Source organism: Stenotrophomonas sp. 610A2, from assembly GCF_030549615.1.
Lineage (GTDB): Bacteria > Pseudomonadota > Gammaproteobacteria > Xanthomonadales > Xanthomonadaceae > Stenotrophomonas > Stenotrophomonas pigmentata.
Genome location: NZ_CP130832.1, coordinates 2,592,205 through 2,610,061 on the forward strand (window position 1 = coordinate 2,592,205; position 17,857 = coordinate 2,610,061).

At 63.8% G+C, this 17,857-nt stretch carries 14 protein-coding genes; 6 read left to right on the forward strand and 8 right to left on the reverse strand.

Features of this window, described 5'->3' with window-relative positions; genetic code table 11:
• Positions 1-144: 144 nt before the first annotated feature.
• Positions 145-906, forward strand: coding sequence for an endonuclease/exonuclease/phosphatase family protein (locus Q5Z11_RS11625; protein ID WP_303746571.1), 762 nt, complete (start codon positions 145-147; stop codon positions 904-906).
• A 371-nt stretch (positions 907-1,277) separates the two neighbouring features.
• On the opposite strand, the gene Q5Z11_RS11630 is transcribed toward Q5Z11_RS11625, so the two are convergent.
• Positions 1,278-1,889, reverse strand: a complete 612-nt coding sequence (locus tag Q5Z11_RS11630) for a superoxide dismutase (protein ID WP_303746572.1) — start codon at positions 1,887-1,889, stop codon at positions 1,278-1,280.
• A gap of 261 nt (positions 1,890-2,150) precedes the next feature.
• On the opposite strand from Q5Z11_RS11630, the gene Q5Z11_RS11635 reads away from it, so the two are divergent.
• Both Q5Z11_RS11635 and Q5Z11_RS11640 read left to right on the forward strand, forming a co-directional pair.
• The gene (locus Q5Z11_RS11635) at positions 2,151-2,615 is read left to right on the forward strand and encodes a ribonuclease domain-containing protein (RefSeq protein ID WP_303746573.1); all 465 of its coding nucleotides are present in this window, start codon (positions 2,151-2,153) and stop codon (positions 2,613-2,615) included.
• Positions 2,612-3,058, forward strand: coding sequence for a barstar family protein (locus tag Q5Z11_RS11640; protein WP_303746574.1), 447 nt, complete (start codon positions 2,612-2,614; stop codon positions 3,056-3,058). Before Q5Z11_RS11635 ends, Q5Z11_RS11640 begins: the two co-directional genes overlap by 4 nt.
• A gap of 3 nt (positions 3,059-3,061) precedes the next feature.
• Here the strand turns inward: Q5Z11_RS11640 and Q5Z11_RS11645 are convergent, their stop codons facing one another.
• The 4 genes from Q5Z11_RS11645 to Q5Z11_RS11660 all read right to left on the reverse strand — a co-directional run bounded on the left by Q5Z11_RS11645 (position 3,062) and on the right by Q5Z11_RS11660 (position 7,203).
• Positions 3,062-3,589, reverse strand: coding sequence for an SRPBCC family protein (locus Q5Z11_RS11645; protein WP_303746575.1), 528 nt, complete (start codon positions 3,587-3,589; stop codon positions 3,062-3,064).
• Positions 3,590-3,857: 268 nt separating this feature from the next.
• Positions 3,858-4,289, reverse strand: coding sequence for a VOC family protein (locus tag Q5Z11_RS11650; protein WP_303746576.1), 432 nt, complete (start codon positions 4,287-4,289; stop codon positions 3,858-3,860).
• An 83-nt stretch (positions 4,290-4,372) separates the two neighbouring features.
• Positions 4,373-6,262: an ATP-binding cassette domain-containing protein gene (locus tag Q5Z11_RS11655; RefSeq protein ID WP_303746577.1), complete on the reverse strand. Its 1,890-nt coding sequence runs from the start codon at positions 6,260-6,262 to the stop codon at positions 4,373-4,375.
• 35 nt (positions 6,263-6,297) lie between these two features.
• Positions 6,298-7,203: a LysR family transcriptional regulator gene (locus Q5Z11_RS11660; protein ID WP_303746578.1), complete on the reverse strand. Its 906-nt coding sequence runs from the start codon at positions 7,201-7,203 to the stop codon at positions 6,298-6,300.
• A 127-nt stretch (positions 7,204-7,330) separates the two neighbouring features.
• Here Q5Z11_RS11660 and Q5Z11_RS11665 point away from each other — a divergent pair, with 127 nt between their 5' ends.
• A complete protein-coding gene (locus tag Q5Z11_RS11665) occupies positions 7,331-8,359 on the forward strand; it encodes a YeiH family protein (RefSeq protein ID WP_303746579.1) in 1,029 nt (342 codons plus the stop codon).
• Between the two features lie 544 nt (positions 8,360-8,903).
• On the opposite strand, the gene lysS is transcribed toward Q5Z11_RS11665, so the two are convergent.
• Complete coding sequence (gene lysS, locus Q5Z11_RS11670) at positions 8,904-10,424, reverse strand: lysine--tRNA ligase (RefSeq protein WP_303746580.1); 1,521 nt, start codon at positions 10,422-10,424, stop codon at positions 8,904-8,906.
• 100 nt (positions 10,425-10,524) lie between these two features.
• Positions 10,525-11,650, reverse strand: a protein-coding gene (gene prfB / locus Q5Z11_RS11675) for a peptide chain release factor 2 (RefSeq protein ID WP_303746581.1) whose coding sequence is annotated in 2 segments (ribosomal slippage) — positions 10,525-11,574 and positions 11,576-11,650 — 1,125 coding nt in all. Because the reading frame shifts where the segments join, the coding sequence is not laid out codon by codon here.
• A gap of 173 nt (positions 11,651-11,823) precedes the next feature.
• Here prfB and Q5Z11_RS11680 point away from each other — a divergent pair.
• On the forward strand, positions 11,824-12,981 hold the full coding sequence (locus Q5Z11_RS11680) for an ABC transporter substrate-binding protein (protein WP_303746582.1): 1,158 nt from the start codon (positions 11,824-11,826) through the stop codon (positions 12,979-12,981).
• A gap of 109 nt (positions 12,982-13,090) precedes the next feature.
• Complete coding sequence (locus Q5Z11_RS11685) at positions 13,091-14,437, forward strand: ABC transporter substrate-binding protein (RefSeq protein ID WP_303746583.1); 1,347 nt, start codon at positions 13,091-13,093, stop codon at positions 14,435-14,437.
• A 175-nt stretch (positions 14,438-14,612) separates the two neighbouring features.
• Here the strand turns inward: Q5Z11_RS11685 and Q5Z11_RS11690 are convergent, their stop codons facing one another.
• Positions 14,613-17,483: a VIT domain-containing protein gene (locus Q5Z11_RS11690; protein ID WP_303750020.1), complete on the reverse strand. Its 2,871-nt coding sequence runs from the start codon at positions 17,481-17,483 to the stop codon at positions 14,613-14,615.
• Positions 17,484-17,857 lie beyond the last annotated feature (374 nt).

Below are 17,857 nucleotides of genomic sequence, written 5' to 3' on the forward strand. Positions count from 1 at the left end.
TACCGCCCATACCAGCAAAACCCTATTACAGCCGTCTGCACGCCCCTTCTACGCGGAAAGCATTAGGATGACATTCCCTCATCTTGAGGCGTTGCAATGCTGCGCTGGGGCTGTTTTGGTCTGCTTGTCCTGTCATTTGGCGTCATGGCTGAGCCGGTCATACCGGTCATCAAGATCGCCAACCTGCGCCTGCCCGACAGCGGCGAAATCTGGACCGGCCAGCGCGACCGGATCGCCGCGCTGATGGAAGACCTGCGGCCGGACGTGATCGTGGTGCAGGACGTGCGCCAGCTGGCCAACACCGCCAACCCCGCCTGCTGGCTGGGCAGCCGCCTCAAGTACAGCTGCGACTTCATCAGTGCCGACCGCCCCAGCCAGCCGGTGCGCCGCGGCAATGCGGTGCTGACCCGCCTGCAAGCCCAGCAGGACGGCATTACCCTGCTGCACGGCGACGACGCGCCAACCGCCGCAGGCATGCAGCGCCTGCAGCTGCAGCAGGCCCAACTGAACATCTATGCCGCCAGTATGTGCCCCAGCGACAACAACCCGGTCTCGCGCGGTCACCAGGCCGCGGATCTGCGCTCCTGGATGGATGCCACCGCCGAAGGCCTGCCGTCACTGATCATCGGCAACTTTGCCGCGCCCACCGAGGAACTGGTACGGCAACTGCCCGGTTATCAGCCGGCACGCAGGAATCCGTCCAATCGCCGTGGTGATGCCCGCGTCGCAGCCGACGCGCAACACGGGCTGGACGTGCTGTATCAGGTCCGCAGCTTCGCCGACATCACCCAGCAGGCGATCCAGCTGCCGGCCAGCGATGCACAGCCGGCCCCCGAGCCGCTGGGCATGATGGCAACGCTGCGCATTACCCGCCTCCCCGCCACCGATAGCGTCGAGCAACCCTGAGGCGGCAGTTGCCCAGGGTCGTTTGTGGGAGCGGCGTCAGCCGCGAAGCTGGCATTGCTGCTGGGCCTGGCATCCAGGCAATCTGATGAATGCACTGGCTTCGCGGCTGACGCCGCTCCTACAAAAGCCAGCCAACGCGCGTACAAACCAACCGCCCATGACCGGCTTTGTTTGTAGGAGCGGCGTCAGCCGCGAAGCTGAGGTTGTTGCAGCTTCCGGAAGCATCGCAACCTGCTGATTGGCGTGCTTCGCGGCTGACGCTGCTCCCACAACATGGGGTTTGGGACGCCTTCAACGGCAAAGGCCGGGCAATGCCCGGCCTTTGCAGGAGCGGCAGTCCCAGCCGGGACCGCCGCTTCATGTCACCGCTATCAGGCAATCGCTTCCTGGTAACGACGCTCGACTTCGTTCCAGTCGACCACGTTGAAGAACGCGCCGATGTATTCCGGGCGACGGTTCTGGTACTTCAGGTAGTAGGCGTGTTCCCACACGTCCAGCGCCAGGATCGGGGTGTTGCCGTCCATCAGCGGGCTGTCCTGGTTGGCCGAGGACTCAACGACAACCTTCTTGTCCGGAGTCACGCTCAGCCACGCCCAGCCGCTGCCGAAACGGGTCAGCGCAGCCTTGGTGAAGGCTTCCTTGAACTTCTCGAAACCGCCAAGCTGCGATTCGATGGCCTTGCCGACGTCACCGACCGGCTCGCCGCCGCCGTTGGGCGACATCACGGTCCAGAACAGCGAGTGGTTGGCGTGGCCGCCACCGTTGTTGCGCACCGGGCCCTGCAGGTTTTCCGGCAGCGACTTGGTCTTCTTCACCAGCTCGTCAACCGGCAGGTCGGCGTATTCGGTGCCTTCCAGCGCAGCATTGACGTTGTTGATGTAGGTCTGGTGGTGCTTGCTGTGGTGGATCTCCATCGTGGCCGCATCGATATGCGGTTCCAGGGCGTCGTAGGCGTAAGGCAGCTTGGGCAGGGTGTAAGCCATGAGGGATCTCCTTTGGATAGCCGGTTTCTGTGTCTGGTCGAAAAACCAGACGGTGCGCTATCAATGGTAGGGACGAAGCAGCAACTTACCAAGGGTGTTGTAAAGGAAACTTTGTCCCGCACGCGGGCGGTGGACAGTGCAGGCGCGATCTGCGCGGGCGTTGTTACCACCACGTGAAACCTGCGTACTGAACCATCTGTTCAACAAAGACGCTGTCATGGCGTGATAATCACCGCCTGTTCCGGAATTCTCCTACTGCCCATGCGCAAGCCCATGCTCCTTGTCTTCGCCATCGTCCTGCTTATCGGCGGGCTGTGGGGCATGCGCGTGCTGCAGCAACCTGCGCCTCCGCAGTTCGCGCCGTCGCTTTCGCAGGACTCGCCTGCATCGGCCGAAACCAGCCAAGCCGCACACGCTGAGGAACGCAGCAAGGACCCGCTCCCGGCTTTCCTGCCGGCAGAAGCGCGCGAGACCATCGCCCTGATCCAGCGCGGCGGACCGTACCCGCATCGCCAGGACGGCAGCACCTTCGGCAACCGCGAGCGCCAGTTGCCGCAGAGGCCGCGTGGCTATTACCGCGAATACACCGTGGATACACCAGGACTGAGCCATCGTGGCGCCAAGCGCATCGTCACCGGCGGCGACCCGCCGGATGCCTGGTATTACACCGATGACCATTACGAGAGCTTCCGCAGCTTCGAAGTCCCCGCCAGGAGTACGCCATGAGTGACAGCGGTTTCGATATGGGCCTGGAAGATGTGAGCCAGGCCGGCGTCTACGGAGTCGGCGACGGCGACCTCGGTGGCTTGGCCGCGGTAGCCCGCGATGCCGGCTTGCGCGTGTGCCGCATCGATCTGGAAGGCTGCGCCGACAAGCGCACCTTGTTGATGCGACTCGGCACCCAGCTCGACTTCCCCACCGGCTGGAGCCGCAACTGGGATGCGCTGTCTGATGGCCTGCGCGATCTGTCCTGGTTGCCGGCAAACGGCTATGCCTTGCTGTTCAGTGACGCAAATGACCTGCGCCAAGGCAGCCCGGCTGACTTCGATACCCTGCTGGACGTGCTATCCGAAGCCTCGGCCAGCTGGGCCGAGGACAAGGTGGCGTTCTGGGCCTTCCTGGAACTGCCCGGTGGCGGTGAGGAAGCAGCTGGCGACGAAGAAGAGTAACCCTCAGCGGGCGGCCTGCAGCCAGCGCGCCAGGCCTTCCAGCTGTTGCGCCTGGACCTTGTCCACCACTGGCGCCAGGGCGCTGAGATCATCGGGGCTGTAACCGCCTGCGCGGTAGCGCCAACTTATCCGGGTAGATGAGCCTTCTGCCTGCAACGTCCACTCGGCGACACCGTACAGGCCCATGCCCTGCATCGGCCCCAGGCCGCCAGTCATGCGCAGGGTTTTCTCCGGATCTACGAACACGACCTGCAGGTGTTGCGCTTGCTGTGCGCCTGCGCGTTCGCAAAAGCAGCCACCGGCACGGGCATCGATGGAGAGCGTTGCAGCCTTGCCCCACCAACTGTGGTCTTTTGGCCACCAATGATCGATATCAGCCGTCATCGCCTGCCAGACGCGCGCTGGCGTGGCAGCGATCTGGACACTGTTTTCGACGGTGAAGCCACCGGGTGTGGCGTCTTTGACTTCGGCGTAGGCCGGTAAGGCGAAAGCTGTTGCGAGCAGCAGGAGCGTATTGAGTCTGCGGTGCATGGCTGCTGCTCTTGTTGAATGGCATGAGCATGCGCGGAGCGTGGTTGGGCCGCAAGCGCTTGGGCTCATGGCGAAGAGCCCCCCCCCAGCCCTCCCCTGCACCTGCGGTGCAAGGGAGGGAGCGTAGTGCCGAGCCATGCTCGGCAGGAGCCTTCCCAGCAACCAATCAGCGCTGCAGCTGTAGGCAGAAAAACCCAAAGATCAACAACTCAAAGCACCCCTCCCCAACCCTCCCCTACGCCCACGGCGCAAGGGAGGGAGCAGAGCATCAGCCGACCGACGCCGAAACCGGCCCTTTCAGTTCGATGGTGTTGCCATCCGGGTCTTTGAAGTACAACGACAGGCCATCCCCTTCTGCGCCGAAGTTCACCTCGGCCGCCGCCAACGGCGTTGCGCCGTGCTCGGACAGATACGCAACCATGCCCGCCTCATCGAAAGGCTCGACCCGCAGGCACAAATGATCAACATTGCGCGCCTCCGCTCCCGGCCCGGCACCACCGCGCGCACCCAACGTGCCATCCAGACTGATCAAGTCGATCATCGACGCACCGGCACGCAGATGCACCAGACCAAGATGGTCGCGTCGTCGCACCACCTCGCAGCCCAGCACGGTTGAATAGAACGCAATGCTGCGCTCCAGGTCGCGGACCCGGAACACCACATGATCGATACGTGCAACGTCGAACGGCCGTTTCATCATCACCTCGCAGCATCCATGGACACCATCGTGCCGTCCTCGGCGAGGACGGCAGGTGAAGCAAGGCGTAGACCGTCAACGCCGGATCAGGCGTCCAGTTCCTGCCAACGTGCGTAGGCGGCATCCAGTTCGGCCTGCACCTTGGTCAGCTGCTGCGTATGCGCGGTGACTTCGGCGCTGGATCGGGTATAGAACGAGGGATCGTTCATCGCCGAGGTCAGACCTTCCACATCCAGCTCCAGCTTTTCGATCCTGGCCGGCAGCTGCTCCAGCTCGCGCGCGTCCTTGAAGCTGAGCTTGCGCTTGGGCGCGGCCTCGGCAACCGGGGCCGCCGGTGCAGCAGCAGGTGCTGCGGTCGCCGAAGCCTTGGCCACCGCCATTGCGGTCTGGGTCGGTGCCGGGCGCTGGCGCAGCGAGTCGCTGTAGCCGCCAATGTAATCGCCCACCTTGCCCTCGCCTTCCAGCACCAGCGTGGACGTCACCACGTTGTCGAGGAAGTCACGGTCATGGCTGACCAGCAGCAAGGTGCCGGTGTAATCCGCCAGCAGCTCTTCCAGCAGCTCCAGGGTTTCCACGTCCAGGTCGTTGGTCGGTTCGTCCATCACCAGCAGATTGGACGGCTGTGCGAACAGCTTGGCCAGCAGCAGGCGGTTGCGCTCGCCACCGGACAGGCGGGTGATCGGCGCGCGTGCGCGTTCCGGGGTGAACAGGAAGTCCTGCAGGTAGGCATGCACATGCTTGCGCTTGCCGTTGAGGTCGATGAAGTCCGCGCCTTCGGCCACGTTCTCGATCGCGCTCCAGTCCTCGCGCAAGGTGGCGCGGTACTGGTCGAAATAGGCGATCTGCAGGTTGGTGCCCTGCCGCACTTCGCCGCTGTCCGGCTGCAGTTCGCCCAGCAGCAGCTTCAGCAAGGTGGTCTTGCCGCTGCCATTGGGGCCGATCAGGCCGATGCGGTCACCGCGCAGGATGGTGGTTTCGAAATCCTTGACCATCACCCGCTCGCCGAACGAGAAGGAGATGTTCTTGATGTCGATGACCTTCTTGCCGGAGTTCTCGGCACCGGCCGCTTCCAGCTTGACGTTGCCACCAAGCTCACGGCGCTGGCTGCGCTCGTTGCGCATCGCCTTGAGCCGGCGCACGCGGCCTTCGTCGCGGGTACGGCGCGCCTTGATGCCTTGGCGGATCCAGACTTCTTCCTGCGCCAACAGCTTGTCGAAGCGGGCGTTTTCCTGCGCCTGCGCGTTGAGGCGTTCTTCGCGACGGCGCTCGTAGTTGTCCCAGTCGCCCGGCCAGCTGGTCACCTGGCCGCGATCGATCTCGACGATGCGCGTGGCCAGGGCACGCAGGAAGCGGCGGTCATGGGTGACGAACACCACGCAGCCGTTCCAGCCCTTGAGGAAGGTTTCCAGCCAATCGATGGCTTCGATGTCCAGGTGGTTGGTCGGCTCGTCGAGCAACAGCACGTCCGGTCCGGCGACCAGCGCACGCGCCAGCAGCACACGGCGCTTCATGCCGCCGGAGAGTCGACCGAATTCGGCGTCGCCATCCAGGTCGAGCTTGGTCAGGGTTTCCTCGACGCGCTGGTCCAGGCCCCAGCCATCGGCGGCATCGATCTTGGCCTGCACATTGCCCATTGCCTCGCCATCGAAGACTTCGGCGTGGCTCAGGCGATGGAACTCGGCCAGCCAGTGACCGAGCTCGCCGAGGCCATCGGCGACCACGTCGAACACGCTGCCGGCAGCGCCGTGCGGCACTTCCTGCTCGAGCCGGGTGACGCGCACGCCCTGCTGCACGCGCACCTCGCCGTCATCGGGCTTGAGCTCGCCAGCCATCAGCTTCATGAGAGTGGATTTGCCGGCGCCGTTGCGGCCGATCAGGGCGATGCGCTCGCCAGTCTCGATCGACAGTTCGGCTTTTTCCAGCAACAACGGGCCGCCGACGCTGTAGTCGACGTTCTGCAAGGTAATCAAAGGCATGGGCGTATTGTACGGGCTCTGGCGGTCGACCGCGCTCAATCGTCGCTAAACACATCCGCCGGCAGGCCGAGCAGCTGGCGCAGGCTGGCCGGAATCCGCTTTCCGGGATGGCGAACCGCCCATAGCTGACGCTGCAATGGCGGCAAGGGCGTCGCCAACACCTGCAGCTTGCCCAACGTCACCAGGTCAGCCACCGTATGCCGCGACAGGCAGGCCAGACCCAGCCCGGCGACCGCGCCCTGCTTGATCGCTTCGGTGCCGCCCAACTGCAGCACTTCCGCGAAGCCATGGAGATGCGGCAACAAGGCCTGTTCGGCAGCCTCGCGAGTACCTGAACCGGGTTCGCGCAGCAGCCAGCGTGCTTGTCGCAGCATCGCCAGATCCGCTCCGCTTTTGTACCGCGCGGAAAGCGGGTGACGTTCGCCAAACACCACCACCAGTTCGTCCTGCTGCCAGTGCGCCACTTCCAGCCCGGGCTCGTGGCTGGGCCCTTCAATCAGGCCGACATCCACTTCCAGCCGTTGCACGGCGGTGGTGACCTCGCGGGTATTGCCGATCACCAGTTCGACATGCGCGTGTGGATTGGAGGCCTGCAGGTCGGCGATACGTGCCGGCATCAGGTAGTTGCCGATGGTGGTGCTGGCCCCGACCTGCCAACGCACGGCCGCACCGGTCTGGCTGTCGGCTCGGAACCGACGCTCGATATCGGTCATACCCGCGAGCAGGGCCCGCGCCTGTGGCAGCAAGGCCCGGCCGTGGCCGTTCAGCACCAATCTGCGGCCAATCCGATCGAACAAGGCCAACCCGAGCAGGTTCTCCAGTTCGACCAGCGCAGCACTGACCGCCGATTGCGACAAGCCCAGTAACTCGCCTGCCGCCGTAGTGGTACCGGCTTCGGCAATGCCGGAAAAGATCTGCAACTGGCGTAGGGAGAGGTGCACGGCCTATCTCTAAAATAGGTAGATTTAACCAATATTATCCGTTTTACAGGTAATAACCTCGGATGCAGCATGGGCTATCTTCTAATAACCCAACGTTATGAACACCTCGACCCAAGGGCTGACCTCAATGCCCCTCCCCCGCCTCCCCGGCCTGCTGCTGACGGCCGCCGTCGCTGGCCTGTCGATCTGGCTGGGCACCTTGCCGTGGATGCAGGACCACGGCATCAGCGCGCTGACCCTGGCCATCGTCATCGGTATCGTGCTGGGCAACACGGTCTATCGCAGCCTGGCGACACGTGCTGATGCAGGCGTTGGTTTCTCCAAGGCCACCCTGCTGCGCGCCGGCATCATTCTCTATGGTCTGCGTCTTACTCTGCAGGATATCGGCCAGGTTGGTGTTGCTGGCGTGGCGATCGATGCGCTGGTGCTGTGCTCGACCTTCGGCCTGGCCTGGTGGCTGGGCACCAGGTTGCTGGGCATGGATCGCAATTCGGCGCTGCTGATCGGCGCTGGCAGCTCGATCTGTGGCGCTGCAGCGGTGATGGCGGCAGAACCGGTGATCAAGGGCCGCGCCGAACAGGTGGCCGTTGCCGTGGCCACGGTGGTGGTGTTTGGCACGATCGCGATGTTCCTGTACCCGCTGCTGTATCAGTGGGGCGTGTCGGCGGGCTGGATGCCGCTGGATGAAACCGCGTTCGGCGTGTTTACCGGTTCTACCGTGCATGAGGTTGCGCAGGTAGTGGCTGCAGGTCGTGCGGTCAGTGAGCCTGCCGCCGATGCCGCGGTCATCACCAAGATGGTGCGGGTGATGATGCTGGCGCCGTTCCTGGTTGGTCTGTCTGCATTGCTGGCGCGTGGCCAGAACGGCGGAAATGGCGAGCGTTCGAAGATCACCATTCCGTGGTTTGCGTTCGGCTTCATCGCGATGGTTGGATTCAATTCTTTGCAGCTGCTGCCGGTTGGGCTGGTGCATGTGCTTGTTGAGCTGGACACCGTGTTGCTGGCGATGGCGATGGCTGCGCTTGGTCTGACCACGCACGCTTCGGCGTTGCGTCAGGCCGGTGCCAAGCCGATGTTGTTGGCTTTGTTGTTATTTGCCTGGCTGTTGGTTGGCGGCATGCTGATCAATCTGGGTGTGCGGGCTGTCCTGGGCTGAGGCGCTAGCGGGAAGGCCCCTGCCGAGCATGGCTCGGCACTACAGGATTGGGGCCGCGACTGCTTTAGCCCCTCTCCCGCGTGCGGGAGAGGGGTTGGGGTGAGGGCCGCTTTTCGCTGGTAAAGCCCCTGCCGAGCATGCCTCGGCACTACAGGATTGGGGCCGCGATGGCTTTAGCCCCTCTCCCGTGTGCGGGAGAGGGGTTGGGGTGAGGGCCGCTTTTCGCTGGTAAAGCTTCTGCCGAGCATGGCTCGGCACTACAGGATTGGGCCCCCGATGGCTTTAGCCCCTCTCCCGTGTGCGGGAGAGGGGTTGGGGTGAGGGCCGCTTTTCGCTGGTAAAGCCTCTGCCGAGCATGGCTCGGCACTACAGGATTGGGGCCGCGATGGCTTTAGCCCCTCTCCCGCGTGCGGGAGAGGGGATGGGGTGAGGGGCGCTTTTCGCTGGTAAAGCACCTGCCGAGCATGGCTCGGCACTACATTTCAGAAACAAAAAAGGCCTTCCCGGTTACGGGAAGGCCTTTGCACTTTCGCTTGCAGCTCGATCAGGCTTCCGGGCGCATGTACGGGAACAGCAGCACGTCGCGGATCGAGGCGCGGCCGGTCAGCATCATCACCAGGCGATCGATACCGATACCCAGACCGCCGGTCGGTGCCATGCCGTATTCCAGCGCACGGATGTAGTCGGCGTCGTAATGCATGGCCTCGTCATCGCCACCGTCCTTGGCTTCAACCTGGGCCTGGAAGCGTGCAGCCTGGTCTTCCGGGTCGTTCAACTCGGAGAAGCCATTGGCCAGCTCCTTGCCGTTGACGAACAGTTCGAAGCGATCGGTGTAGCCGGCGTCGTTGTCGCTGGCACGGGCCAGCGGCGAGACCTCGACCGGGTGATCGGTGATGAAGGTCGGCTGGATCAAGGTGTGCTCGACCGTGGCTTCGAAGATTTCCAGCAGCAGCTTGCCCCAACCGTAGCTGGGCTTGACGCGGATCTTCAGGCGTTCGCAATGGCGCAGCAGCGCATCACGATCAGTGCAGTCAGCGGCAGTGATTTCCGGATTGTGGTGACGCACGGCTTCGTCCATGCGCCAGCGGCGGAACGCCGGAGCCAGGTCGATCTGTGCGCCATCCCATTCAACAACGGTGGTGCCGAGCACGCTCTGCGCGACATCGCGGATCACGCCTTCGGTCAGGTCCATCACTTCGTTGTACGTGGCGTAAGCCTCGTACAACTCCATCATGGTGAATTCCGGGTTGTGGCGGGTGCTGACGCCTTCGTTGCGGAAATTGCGGTTGATCTCGTAGACGCGCTCAAGGCCGCCAACCACCAAACGCTTCAGGTACAGCTCCGGCGCAACGCGCAGATACAGATCCAGGTCCAGCGCATTGTGGTGGGTGGTGAACGGCTTGGCCGTGGCGCCGCCGGGAATGTAATGCATCATCGGCGTCTCGACTTCGAGGAAGTCGCGGTTGTCCAGCCATGCACGCATCGCGCGGATGATCTTGGAACGCTTGATGAAGACGTCGCGCGATTCCGGAGTGACGATCAGGTCGACATAACGCTGGCGGTAGCGCTGTTCGACGTCGGCCAGACCGTGCCACTTGTCCGGCAGCGGGCGCAGCGACTTGGTGAGCAGGCGGATGCTGGTCGCCTTGACCGACAGTTCGCCGGTCTTGGTACGGGTCAGGCCGCCTTCGACGGCGATGATATCGCCCACGTCCCAGCCTTTGAACGCCGCGTAGATCTCGCCCAGTGCGGTGGCCTGCAGGAACAGCTGGATGCGGCCGCTCTCGTCCTGGATCTGGGCGAAGCTGGCCTTGCCCATGATGCGCTTGGCCATCAAGCGGCCGGCCATCTTCACGGTGCGGCCGGTGGCTTCCAGCGCTTCGCTGGTCCAGGCCTCGGCATCGGCGTACTCGGCCTGCAAGGTGCCGGCGAAGTCTTCACGGCGGAAGTCGTTCGGGTAGGCGATGCCCTGCCCGCGCAGCGCCGTGAGTTTCGCGCGGCGCTCGGCGATGAGGCTGTTCTCGTCGACGGGAAGCTGCTGCGTTTCAGGGGTCTGTTCGGTCATGGCTTTGATTTCAATTTGGGGGAGATAACCAAGGTGCGGCCACCGTCTGGTGAAACCGCACCGTACAACAAGGGAATGGCCCGCGCAGGGCCATTCCGGATCACGCGTCGCTGCGTTTGGCGCCGGCTTCCAGGCCAGACTTGAGGCTGGCCTCGATGAACTCATCCAGGTCGCCGTCCAGCACCTTCTGCGTATCGGTACGCTCAACGCCGGTGCGCAGGTCCTTGATACGGCTCTGGTCGAGCACGTAGTTACGGATCTGGCTACCCCAGCCGATGTCCGACTTGGTCGCTTCCAGCGCATCACGCTCGCTGTTGCGCTTCTGCACTTCCAGTTCGTACAGCTTGGCGGCCAGCATCTTCATCGCGGTGTCGCGGTTCTGGTGCTGGCTGCGGCCGGTCTGGCAGGCAACCACGGTGTTGGTCGGGATGTGGGTGATACGCACCGCCGACTCGGTCTTGTTGACGTGCTGGCCGCCGGCACCGGAAGAACGGTACACGTCGGTGCGCAGGTCAGCCGGGTTGATGTCGATCTCGATGTTGTCATCGACTTCCGGCGACACGAACACCGAGGTGAAGCTGGTGTGGCGGCGGTTGTCCGAGTCGAACGGCGACTTGCGCACCAGGCGGTGCACGCCGATCTCGGTCTTCAGCCAGCCGTAGGCGAACTCGCCTTCGACGCGGAAGGTGGCCGACTTGATGCCTGCGACGTCGCCGCCGGACACTTCCATCAGCTCGGTCTTCCAGCCGCGCGCTTCGCACCAGCGCAGGTACATGCGCAGCATCATTTCCGCCCAGTCCTGGGCTTCGGTACCACCGGCACCGGCCTGGATGTCGACGAAGGCGTTGCAGCTGTCCATTTCACCGGAGAACATGCGCTGGAACTCGAGCTTCTCGATGTGCGACTGGAACTTGTCCAGATCAGCCACCACCGCCAACGCGGTGTCCTCGTCCTGCTCGCTCTCGGCGAGTTCAAGCAGTTCGGTGGCTTCGGACAGGCCGTCCAGTACATCGGCAATGCCGGTGACGGTCTTGTCCAGCATCGAGCGTTCACGGCCCAGGGTCTGGGCGTACTCGGGGTTGTTCCAGATGTCCGGGTTTTCGAGTTCGCGGGTTACTTCTTCGAGACGTTCTTTCTTGACGTCGTAGTCAAAGATACCCCCTGAGCGATAGCACGCGATCGGTGAGATCGGTGATTCGCTGGCGGATGGGATTCAGTTCGATCATGGTCGGTCTAGTAAGGCAGACAAGCCGACGATTCTAGCATCCAGGCGGCTCCTGAATTGGCCCTTTGGGGCGTGAAGACGTTCTCGCTGAATAGACACAACTTAACGTTAGAATCGCCTCCTGACCCGCGAAGACGGGAAAAGGAGACATTTCTGACCATGAAGGACCTAAGCTTGAACGCCAGACACGCTCGCCTCTTTGCAGCTATCACCTTGACCCTGGCCCTTGGCGCCTGCCAGAAGCTGGGCGGGATCGCCTCCACCGGCGGTGACAAGGCCCCTAACCTGACCGTCGGGGAGACGGTTTCCGGTGAAATCACCTCTTCCAGCACCCTGAACTACAACGACGGCAGCCGTCACCAGGGCTACAAGGTCACCATGAAGAGCGGCGAAGCCGTCTCGCTGGAACTGGGCGGCTCGCTCAGCGGCCAGCTGGCGGTGTTCGACGGCCAGAACATGATTGCCAATGCGTCCTCCTCCGGCTCCGGCGAAGGTGACTCCAGCAGCTCGGTCAACCTGGCCTTCCGTGCCCCCAAGGACGGCACCTTCCTGGTCGCGGTCAACAGCGCCAGCGCCGACGCGTTTGGCCCGTTCAAGCTCAAGAGCGCCAAGGTCGTGCCGTACGACGGCAAGCCGCTGGGCGCCGACAGCGAGATCACTGACTGGCTGATGGGCGACAAGCAGGAATACAAGCTCAAGGTCGACAAGGCCGGCCTGTACGCCGTCACCCTGGAGTCCAGCGCGTTCGACTCCTACCTGCACCTGAACGGCCGCAACGTCGAGCTGGAAGACGACGACAACGGCGGCAACCTCAACGCCCGCATCCGCACCTACCTGGAGCCGGGTGAGTACACCATCGCCGCCTCCTCGGTGAACAGCCACACCGGCTCGTTCAAGCTCAACGTCAAGCTGACCCCGACCGAGAATGGCCTGGTCACCCGTGACGGCACCGCGCTGACCGTTGGCCAGACCGCTCAGTCGATGATGGACTCGCGCGGCCGCCGCACCTTCGTGCTGAACCTGGACGCGCCCAAGCAGATCCAGTTCGACGCCATTGCCGACGGTTTCGACTCGGTGCTGCACATCACCGGCCCGGGTGTGGACGAGGAGAACGACGACGGCGGCAACGGCACCAACGCCCGACTGACCCTGGACCTGCGCGCCGGCCGTTACATCGTTGCAGTCACCAGCCTGGGCAGCCAGCAGGGCGTGTTCGAGCTGGAAACCACCGATCTGGGTGGTGATGTCGCCGCGCCCAGCAGCAACCGCAAGGATGCCGCCGAAGAAGCTGCCAGCGCTACCGCTGACGCAGCCGCTGCTGTCATCAACTAAGCCACACCGCCTATCCCGCCTACCGGCGTGATGGGCCATCCGCCACGCTGCCTGCCCCCGCAGGCAGCGTGGCTGCTTTTTACCCCTGCTTCCACATCAAGGAGTTCAAGTGAAGCGACTCGCAGCCGGACTGCTGTCCCTTGCCATTGCCGCCGCCGTGCACGCCCCCGCGTATGCCGCCGGCCCTGCCCGCCCGCTCGCCGTTGACGGCGATGTTTCCGGCGAAATCACCTCTTCCAGCCAGATCAACTACAGCGACGGAACCCGCAGCCAGCTGTTCTCGCTGCAGATGGGTGCAGGCCAGGCGGTATCGCTGAAGCTCAACGGCGCGCTCAAGGGCACGCTGGCCGTGTTCAACCGCGACGTGCTGGTATCGCGCACCGACGGTGGTGGCGAAGGTAATGCCACGCTGAGCATGCGCGCCGACAAGGCCGGCCAGTACCTGGTCGCCGTCAGCGGCGCCGACGCCCGTGCGTTCGGCCCGTTCCAGCTGTCTGCCGAACCCATCGTCGCCTATGACGGCAAGCCGCTGACCGCTGGCCGCCGGGTAACCGATTGGCTGACCAACGGCGACAAGACCTTCGTCCTGCAGGTCGACAAGCCGGGCCTTTACACCATCAACCTGGAGTCCAGCGAGTTCGATGCCCGCCTGGAACTGAGCGGCAACGGCCTGAACTTGGAAGACGATGACGGCGGCAGCAACCTCAACTCTCGCCTGGTCGCTCCGCTGCAGCCGGGCCGTTACACGCTGACCGCAGGTGGTCTGGGCGAGGCCTCGGGTGCGTTCTACCTCGGCGTCGAGCAATCGGATTTCCCGGAAGGCCTGGTCTTCAACGACGGCACCACTCTGCCGCTGGAAGGCACGGTCAGCGGCTTCATCGGTGCTGATGACACCCGCAGCTTCGTGCTGAAGCTGCCGGAGCGTCGTCGCGTGCAGCTCGATGCCAGCGGCAAGGAACTGGACACCATGCTCACCGTGCAGGGCGGCGATATCACCCTGAGCGACGATGATGGCGGCGGCGGAGTCAACTCGCGCATCAGCCAGGTGCTGGATGCTGGCGAGTACAACGTCTCGGTGCGTTCGGTGAACAGCCGTGGCGGTGTGTTCCAGCTGGCTACCTCCACTGCGGCCGCACCCGATGGCCCGACCCGCCCCGAGCTCAAGCTTGGCCAGGTAGTCAACGGCCAGCTGCGTGCCGGCAACCGCGACCTGTACACCCTGGAAATCCCGCGCAAGGGCAAGTACGTGATCAGCATGACCTCAGGCTCCTCCAGCCTGGACGGCATGATCACCCTGATGCGCAATGGCGAGGAGGTCGCCCAGCAGGACGACAGCGACTCCAGCCTGGATCCGAACCTGGAAATCGAACTGGAAGCAGGCCGTTACATCGTCTTCGCGCACAGCTTCGACCCCAACGCCACCGGCAGCTACCGCCTGCTGGCGCGCCGCAAGTAAGCGAGCGGCACAGAAAGGCCGATGCCAGATCCCTGGCATCGGCCTTTTCTTTTTGCAGGAGCGGTGTAAGCCGCGAAGCTAGCACCGCCAAACCCTCGCCCTGACGCATCGATTGCTTCGCGGCTTACGCCGCTCCCACAAACAGATGGCAGATGGCAGATAGCCAGCAAGCGGCTCAGCGCACCTCGAACTCACCCACCAACACGGTATCGCTGGCGTCCTGCAAACGCATGGTCACCGCTTTGTCCTGCTGCTGCGGCGTGCCCCAATGCGTACTCAACCTCAGCATCAAGGTGGTCGCCCCGGTGACCAGCTGCTGACGGCTGCCAAAGTAATTTGCCTCCACCTTGTAAAGGCCCGGCTTGGCCTCGCGCAACGAGAACTGCTCCGGACCATAACCACCGGTGAAGTCCTGCGACATCTGCCCACCTTGGCGAGTCAGGCGGTTGCCGTAGTACGCACGTTCGCCGTTGGGATCGGTCACCCACAGATCCATGTCGCTGTTGTCCGCATCCCAGGCCAGCACCACACGCAGATCCAATGGCATGGCCTTGCGCAAGCGTGGATCAACCTGCTTTGCATCCAGCGACGGGCCACCGCGTGCGATCAGGTTGGTCAGTTCATCCAGCGCGATCAACGCCACCCCATCGAAGCGCCCGTCCCATTGCCGCTGCACCACCTGATAGAACGGATCAATCGACTGCTGCGAACGCCCCGCCGCTTCCAATGCCAACCCCAGATCACGGAAGCTCTGCGGCTCATCATCGGCCATCGCCAGAACCTGCTCGAACACCGGCACTGCCAGCGCCGGTTCACCCGTCTGCATCAAACGATAGCCAAGCACGCGCAGCAGATGGCGATTATCCAGTTCCATTTCCGCCAGATTGGACAGCACCCGCAGCGCCAACTCGCGCTGCCCACCGGCCAACATCATGTCGGCCACATCCAGGAAGAACGCGCTGCTGTTGGCATTTGCTTCGCGCTCGTCCAGGTACCAGGCATACAACTCGGCGGCAGGTGCCTTGCGCAGGCGCTGCGCGACCGGCGAGTCCGGTTCCCACGCAGCAAGTTTGATCTGTACGTCGCCGGAATTGATCGGCGTATCCACGGCAGGGTATTGGCGCGGAGCGGCGGCGTTGGCGTTAACTACCACCCTGTCCAATGACTGTGATTCGGCCGCTACGTACGCGGGCGGTGGCGGTGGCGGTGGCAGGGGCGACGCCATTGCCGGCGCCGACGCTGGCGCGTCGCGTAAACGATGCCTCTCCGACTGCTCAGTCTGCGCCACCTTCGGTGGTGCATCTTTCGGCCAACGCTTGTCCCACCACGCCTGACGCTGCTTCCATTGCTCGGCTACATCGTCGAGATGGGTCTTGCGCGCGGCCTCGCGGTCGGCAACCTGACGGGCAAACCGGCGGTCATATTCAGCGCGCAAAGCTGCCGGCGGACGGATCGCGTAACGCAGGTAGTCCTCGATCGTATCCAGCACCAGCAAGGAGCTGCCTTCGCTGACCATGCCGAACTGCTGCGACAGCAACTGCATCGCCTCGCGATTGCCGCGCGGATCTGCGGCCAATTGCTGCAAGCGCGCCTGCGCCCACAATCCAGCCATCAGACCAGCATCAGCGTTGTCAGAGGTGGCGCTCAATGTCTGCCATTGGCCGCCATTGATCCGCACGCGCAACCCGGTCGGCGCTGCTTCGGCGCGTGCATACAGCCACAACCAGCCCTGCTCCAGACTTCGGCGATCAATCACCACATCGTGCAGCCCCGGAGCTGGCGCCACTTCCACTGTCGTCGGTGTGGCCAGCAAGCGGCTTGCCGCCGCACTCACATCATCGGTTCCGAGCTGCACCAGGCTGCCACCATTCGCCTCGCTCCAGCCACGCAGACGCGCCGTGTCGGCGCCAGCGGCCGCACTGCTGATGGCAAACAGTCGCTGACCCGCTGTCAGCGCAGGCAAGGCCGATGCCCCCCAATTGGACAAGCCATCACTGAGCAGCAGGTACTCGCCGAGCGCTGCATCCGGCTTCCAGGATGCCAAGGCGCTGGCACCATCATTTGGCGTCTGCTCCAGGACCCGCCGCAACGCACTCCAGTCGCCCTTGCGGATGCTGAAACGCCGCTCGGGCTCCGGCCTATCGCGCAGCACCGTCAATACAACATTGCCCTCGCCCATCGCAGCGAAGTAGCGATCCAGCAAAGCGAACTCGCGTGCCCGGTTGCGCGAGTTCGCCGAACCCGATGCATCCCACAGCAGGCCAACTGCCGACGGCAGTTGGCGCGCTGGTGCCAGTACAACCGGCAGTTGCGCGGACAGATAGTGCTGGCCGTCATGGCGCGCGACCTGCAACGCGGCTTGCGGTTTGGCTGGCAACTGCCATTGCAGCTGCGTCGGCAGCTGCCGACCGCTGCCCTGCCAATCCAGCGCACCGGCCATAAGTCGGAACGGTGCCTGCCCCAGCTTGTCCGCGCCCGCCGCACGCAAGCGCAGGCTGACCTTCCCGGCGGATGCAGCAAACTGCAGAGGCAGGCGCCATTGCCATCCCGCGCTGGACAAGGGCATCGCCTCGCGGATGGTCAGCTGCACCCGGCGGCTACCACCTGCAGGCAAGGGATATACGCGAAGGCGGAACTGGTTGCCGGCGGTCTGCTCAAGCAGCGCCGGGTCCTGGCCTTGCCGAGTGATCGCCTCGAACACCTGGCGCCCACGCTCCTTCGGCACCGGCACCGCGTCGCGCAGCTGCCCATCGATATCCAGGGCGAAGCCACTGATCTGCTGGCCATCGGCCAGGGGGAACTGCAGTTCGCCCTCCATCACCCGTCGATTGGGATTGTGGAAGACCAGCTCGATCCGGGTCTGGGCGACGCCAGCCTGCACCTCGCCGTCGATGCTCGCCCGACGCAGCTCGATTGGCTGTTCGTCCTTGGACACGGCAATCAGTACCGGCGGCCGCACCAACTCCCTGCCCTGCTGCGCGGCAACGGGCGTCACCGCCACGCCCAACAGCAGGCAAATCATCCAACAACGCCGCCAGCTAACCATGCTCATCGCAGCACTCCGTCCAAGGGTTGGAAGATCAAACGCACCAACAGCCACAACGGGGTTGGCGGATCGATCGTTCCGCTGCTGGCGCCTGCATCCCCCACCGGGCTGCCCAACACAAGCTCCCCCCTTTTGGCATTGTGCCGGGATTCGGTGGGAAACAACCTGCTGGGACCTATCCCCCCTGCAACAGTTTTGCCATTACGCGGACGTCAGTCGATCGCTTGCGCCCGCACAGAGGGCCAGAACATCATGAGCCGGCCGTTGCGGAGTGGCTACTTACAAAGTTGTTGGAACTACCGCTCCAGAACATACACAGCAGCCTCTTCACCAAACTCCAACTCCATGGCTCGCCTTACCAGCCCGGGAAGGGC

What these genes read in the sequence shown, in the direction of transcription:
- lysS (WP_303746580.1), bottom strand. Translation starts at nt 10,424, where the DNA reads ATGACCGAACAGACCCCTGAAACGCAGCAGCTTCCCGTCGACGAGAAC.
- Q5Z11_RS11665 (WP_303746579.1), top strand. Translation starts at nt 7,331, where the DNA reads ATGCCCCTCCCCCGCCTCCCCGGCCTGCTGCTGACGGCCGCCGTCGCT.
- Q5Z11_RS11655 (WP_303746577.1), bottom strand. Translation starts at nt 6,262, where the DNA reads ATGCCTTTGATTACCTTGCAGAACGTCGACTACAGCGTCGGCGGCCCG.
- Q5Z11_RS11630 (WP_303746572.1), bottom strand. Translation starts at nt 1,889, where the DNA reads ATGGCTTACACCCTGCCCAAGCTGCCTTACGCCTACGACGCCCTGGAA.
- Q5Z11_RS11645 (WP_303746575.1), bottom strand. Translation starts at nt 3,589, where the DNA reads ATGCACCGCAGACTCAATACGCTCCTGCTGCTCGCAACAGCTTTCGCC.
- Q5Z11_RS11690 (WP_303750020.1), bottom strand. Translation starts at nt 17,483, where the DNA reads ATGGTTAGCTGGCGGCGTTGTTGGATGATTTGCCTGCTGTTGGGCGTG.
- Q5Z11_RS11650 (WP_303746576.1), bottom strand. Translation starts at nt 4,289, where the DNA reads ATGATGAAACGGCCGTTCGACGTTGCACGTATCGATCATGTGGTGTTC.
- Q5Z11_RS11640 (WP_303746574.1), top strand. Translation starts at nt 2,612, where the DNA reads ATGAGTGACAGCGGTTTCGATATGGGCCTGGAAGATGTGAGCCAGGCC.
- Q5Z11_RS11625 (WP_303746571.1), top strand. Translation starts at nt 145, where the DNA reads ATGGCTGAGCCGGTCATACCGGTCATCAAGATCGCCAACCTGCGCCTG.
- Q5Z11_RS11635 (WP_303746573.1), top strand. Translation starts at nt 2,151, where the DNA reads ATGCGCAAGCCCATGCTCCTTGTCTTCGCCATCGTCCTGCTTATCGGC.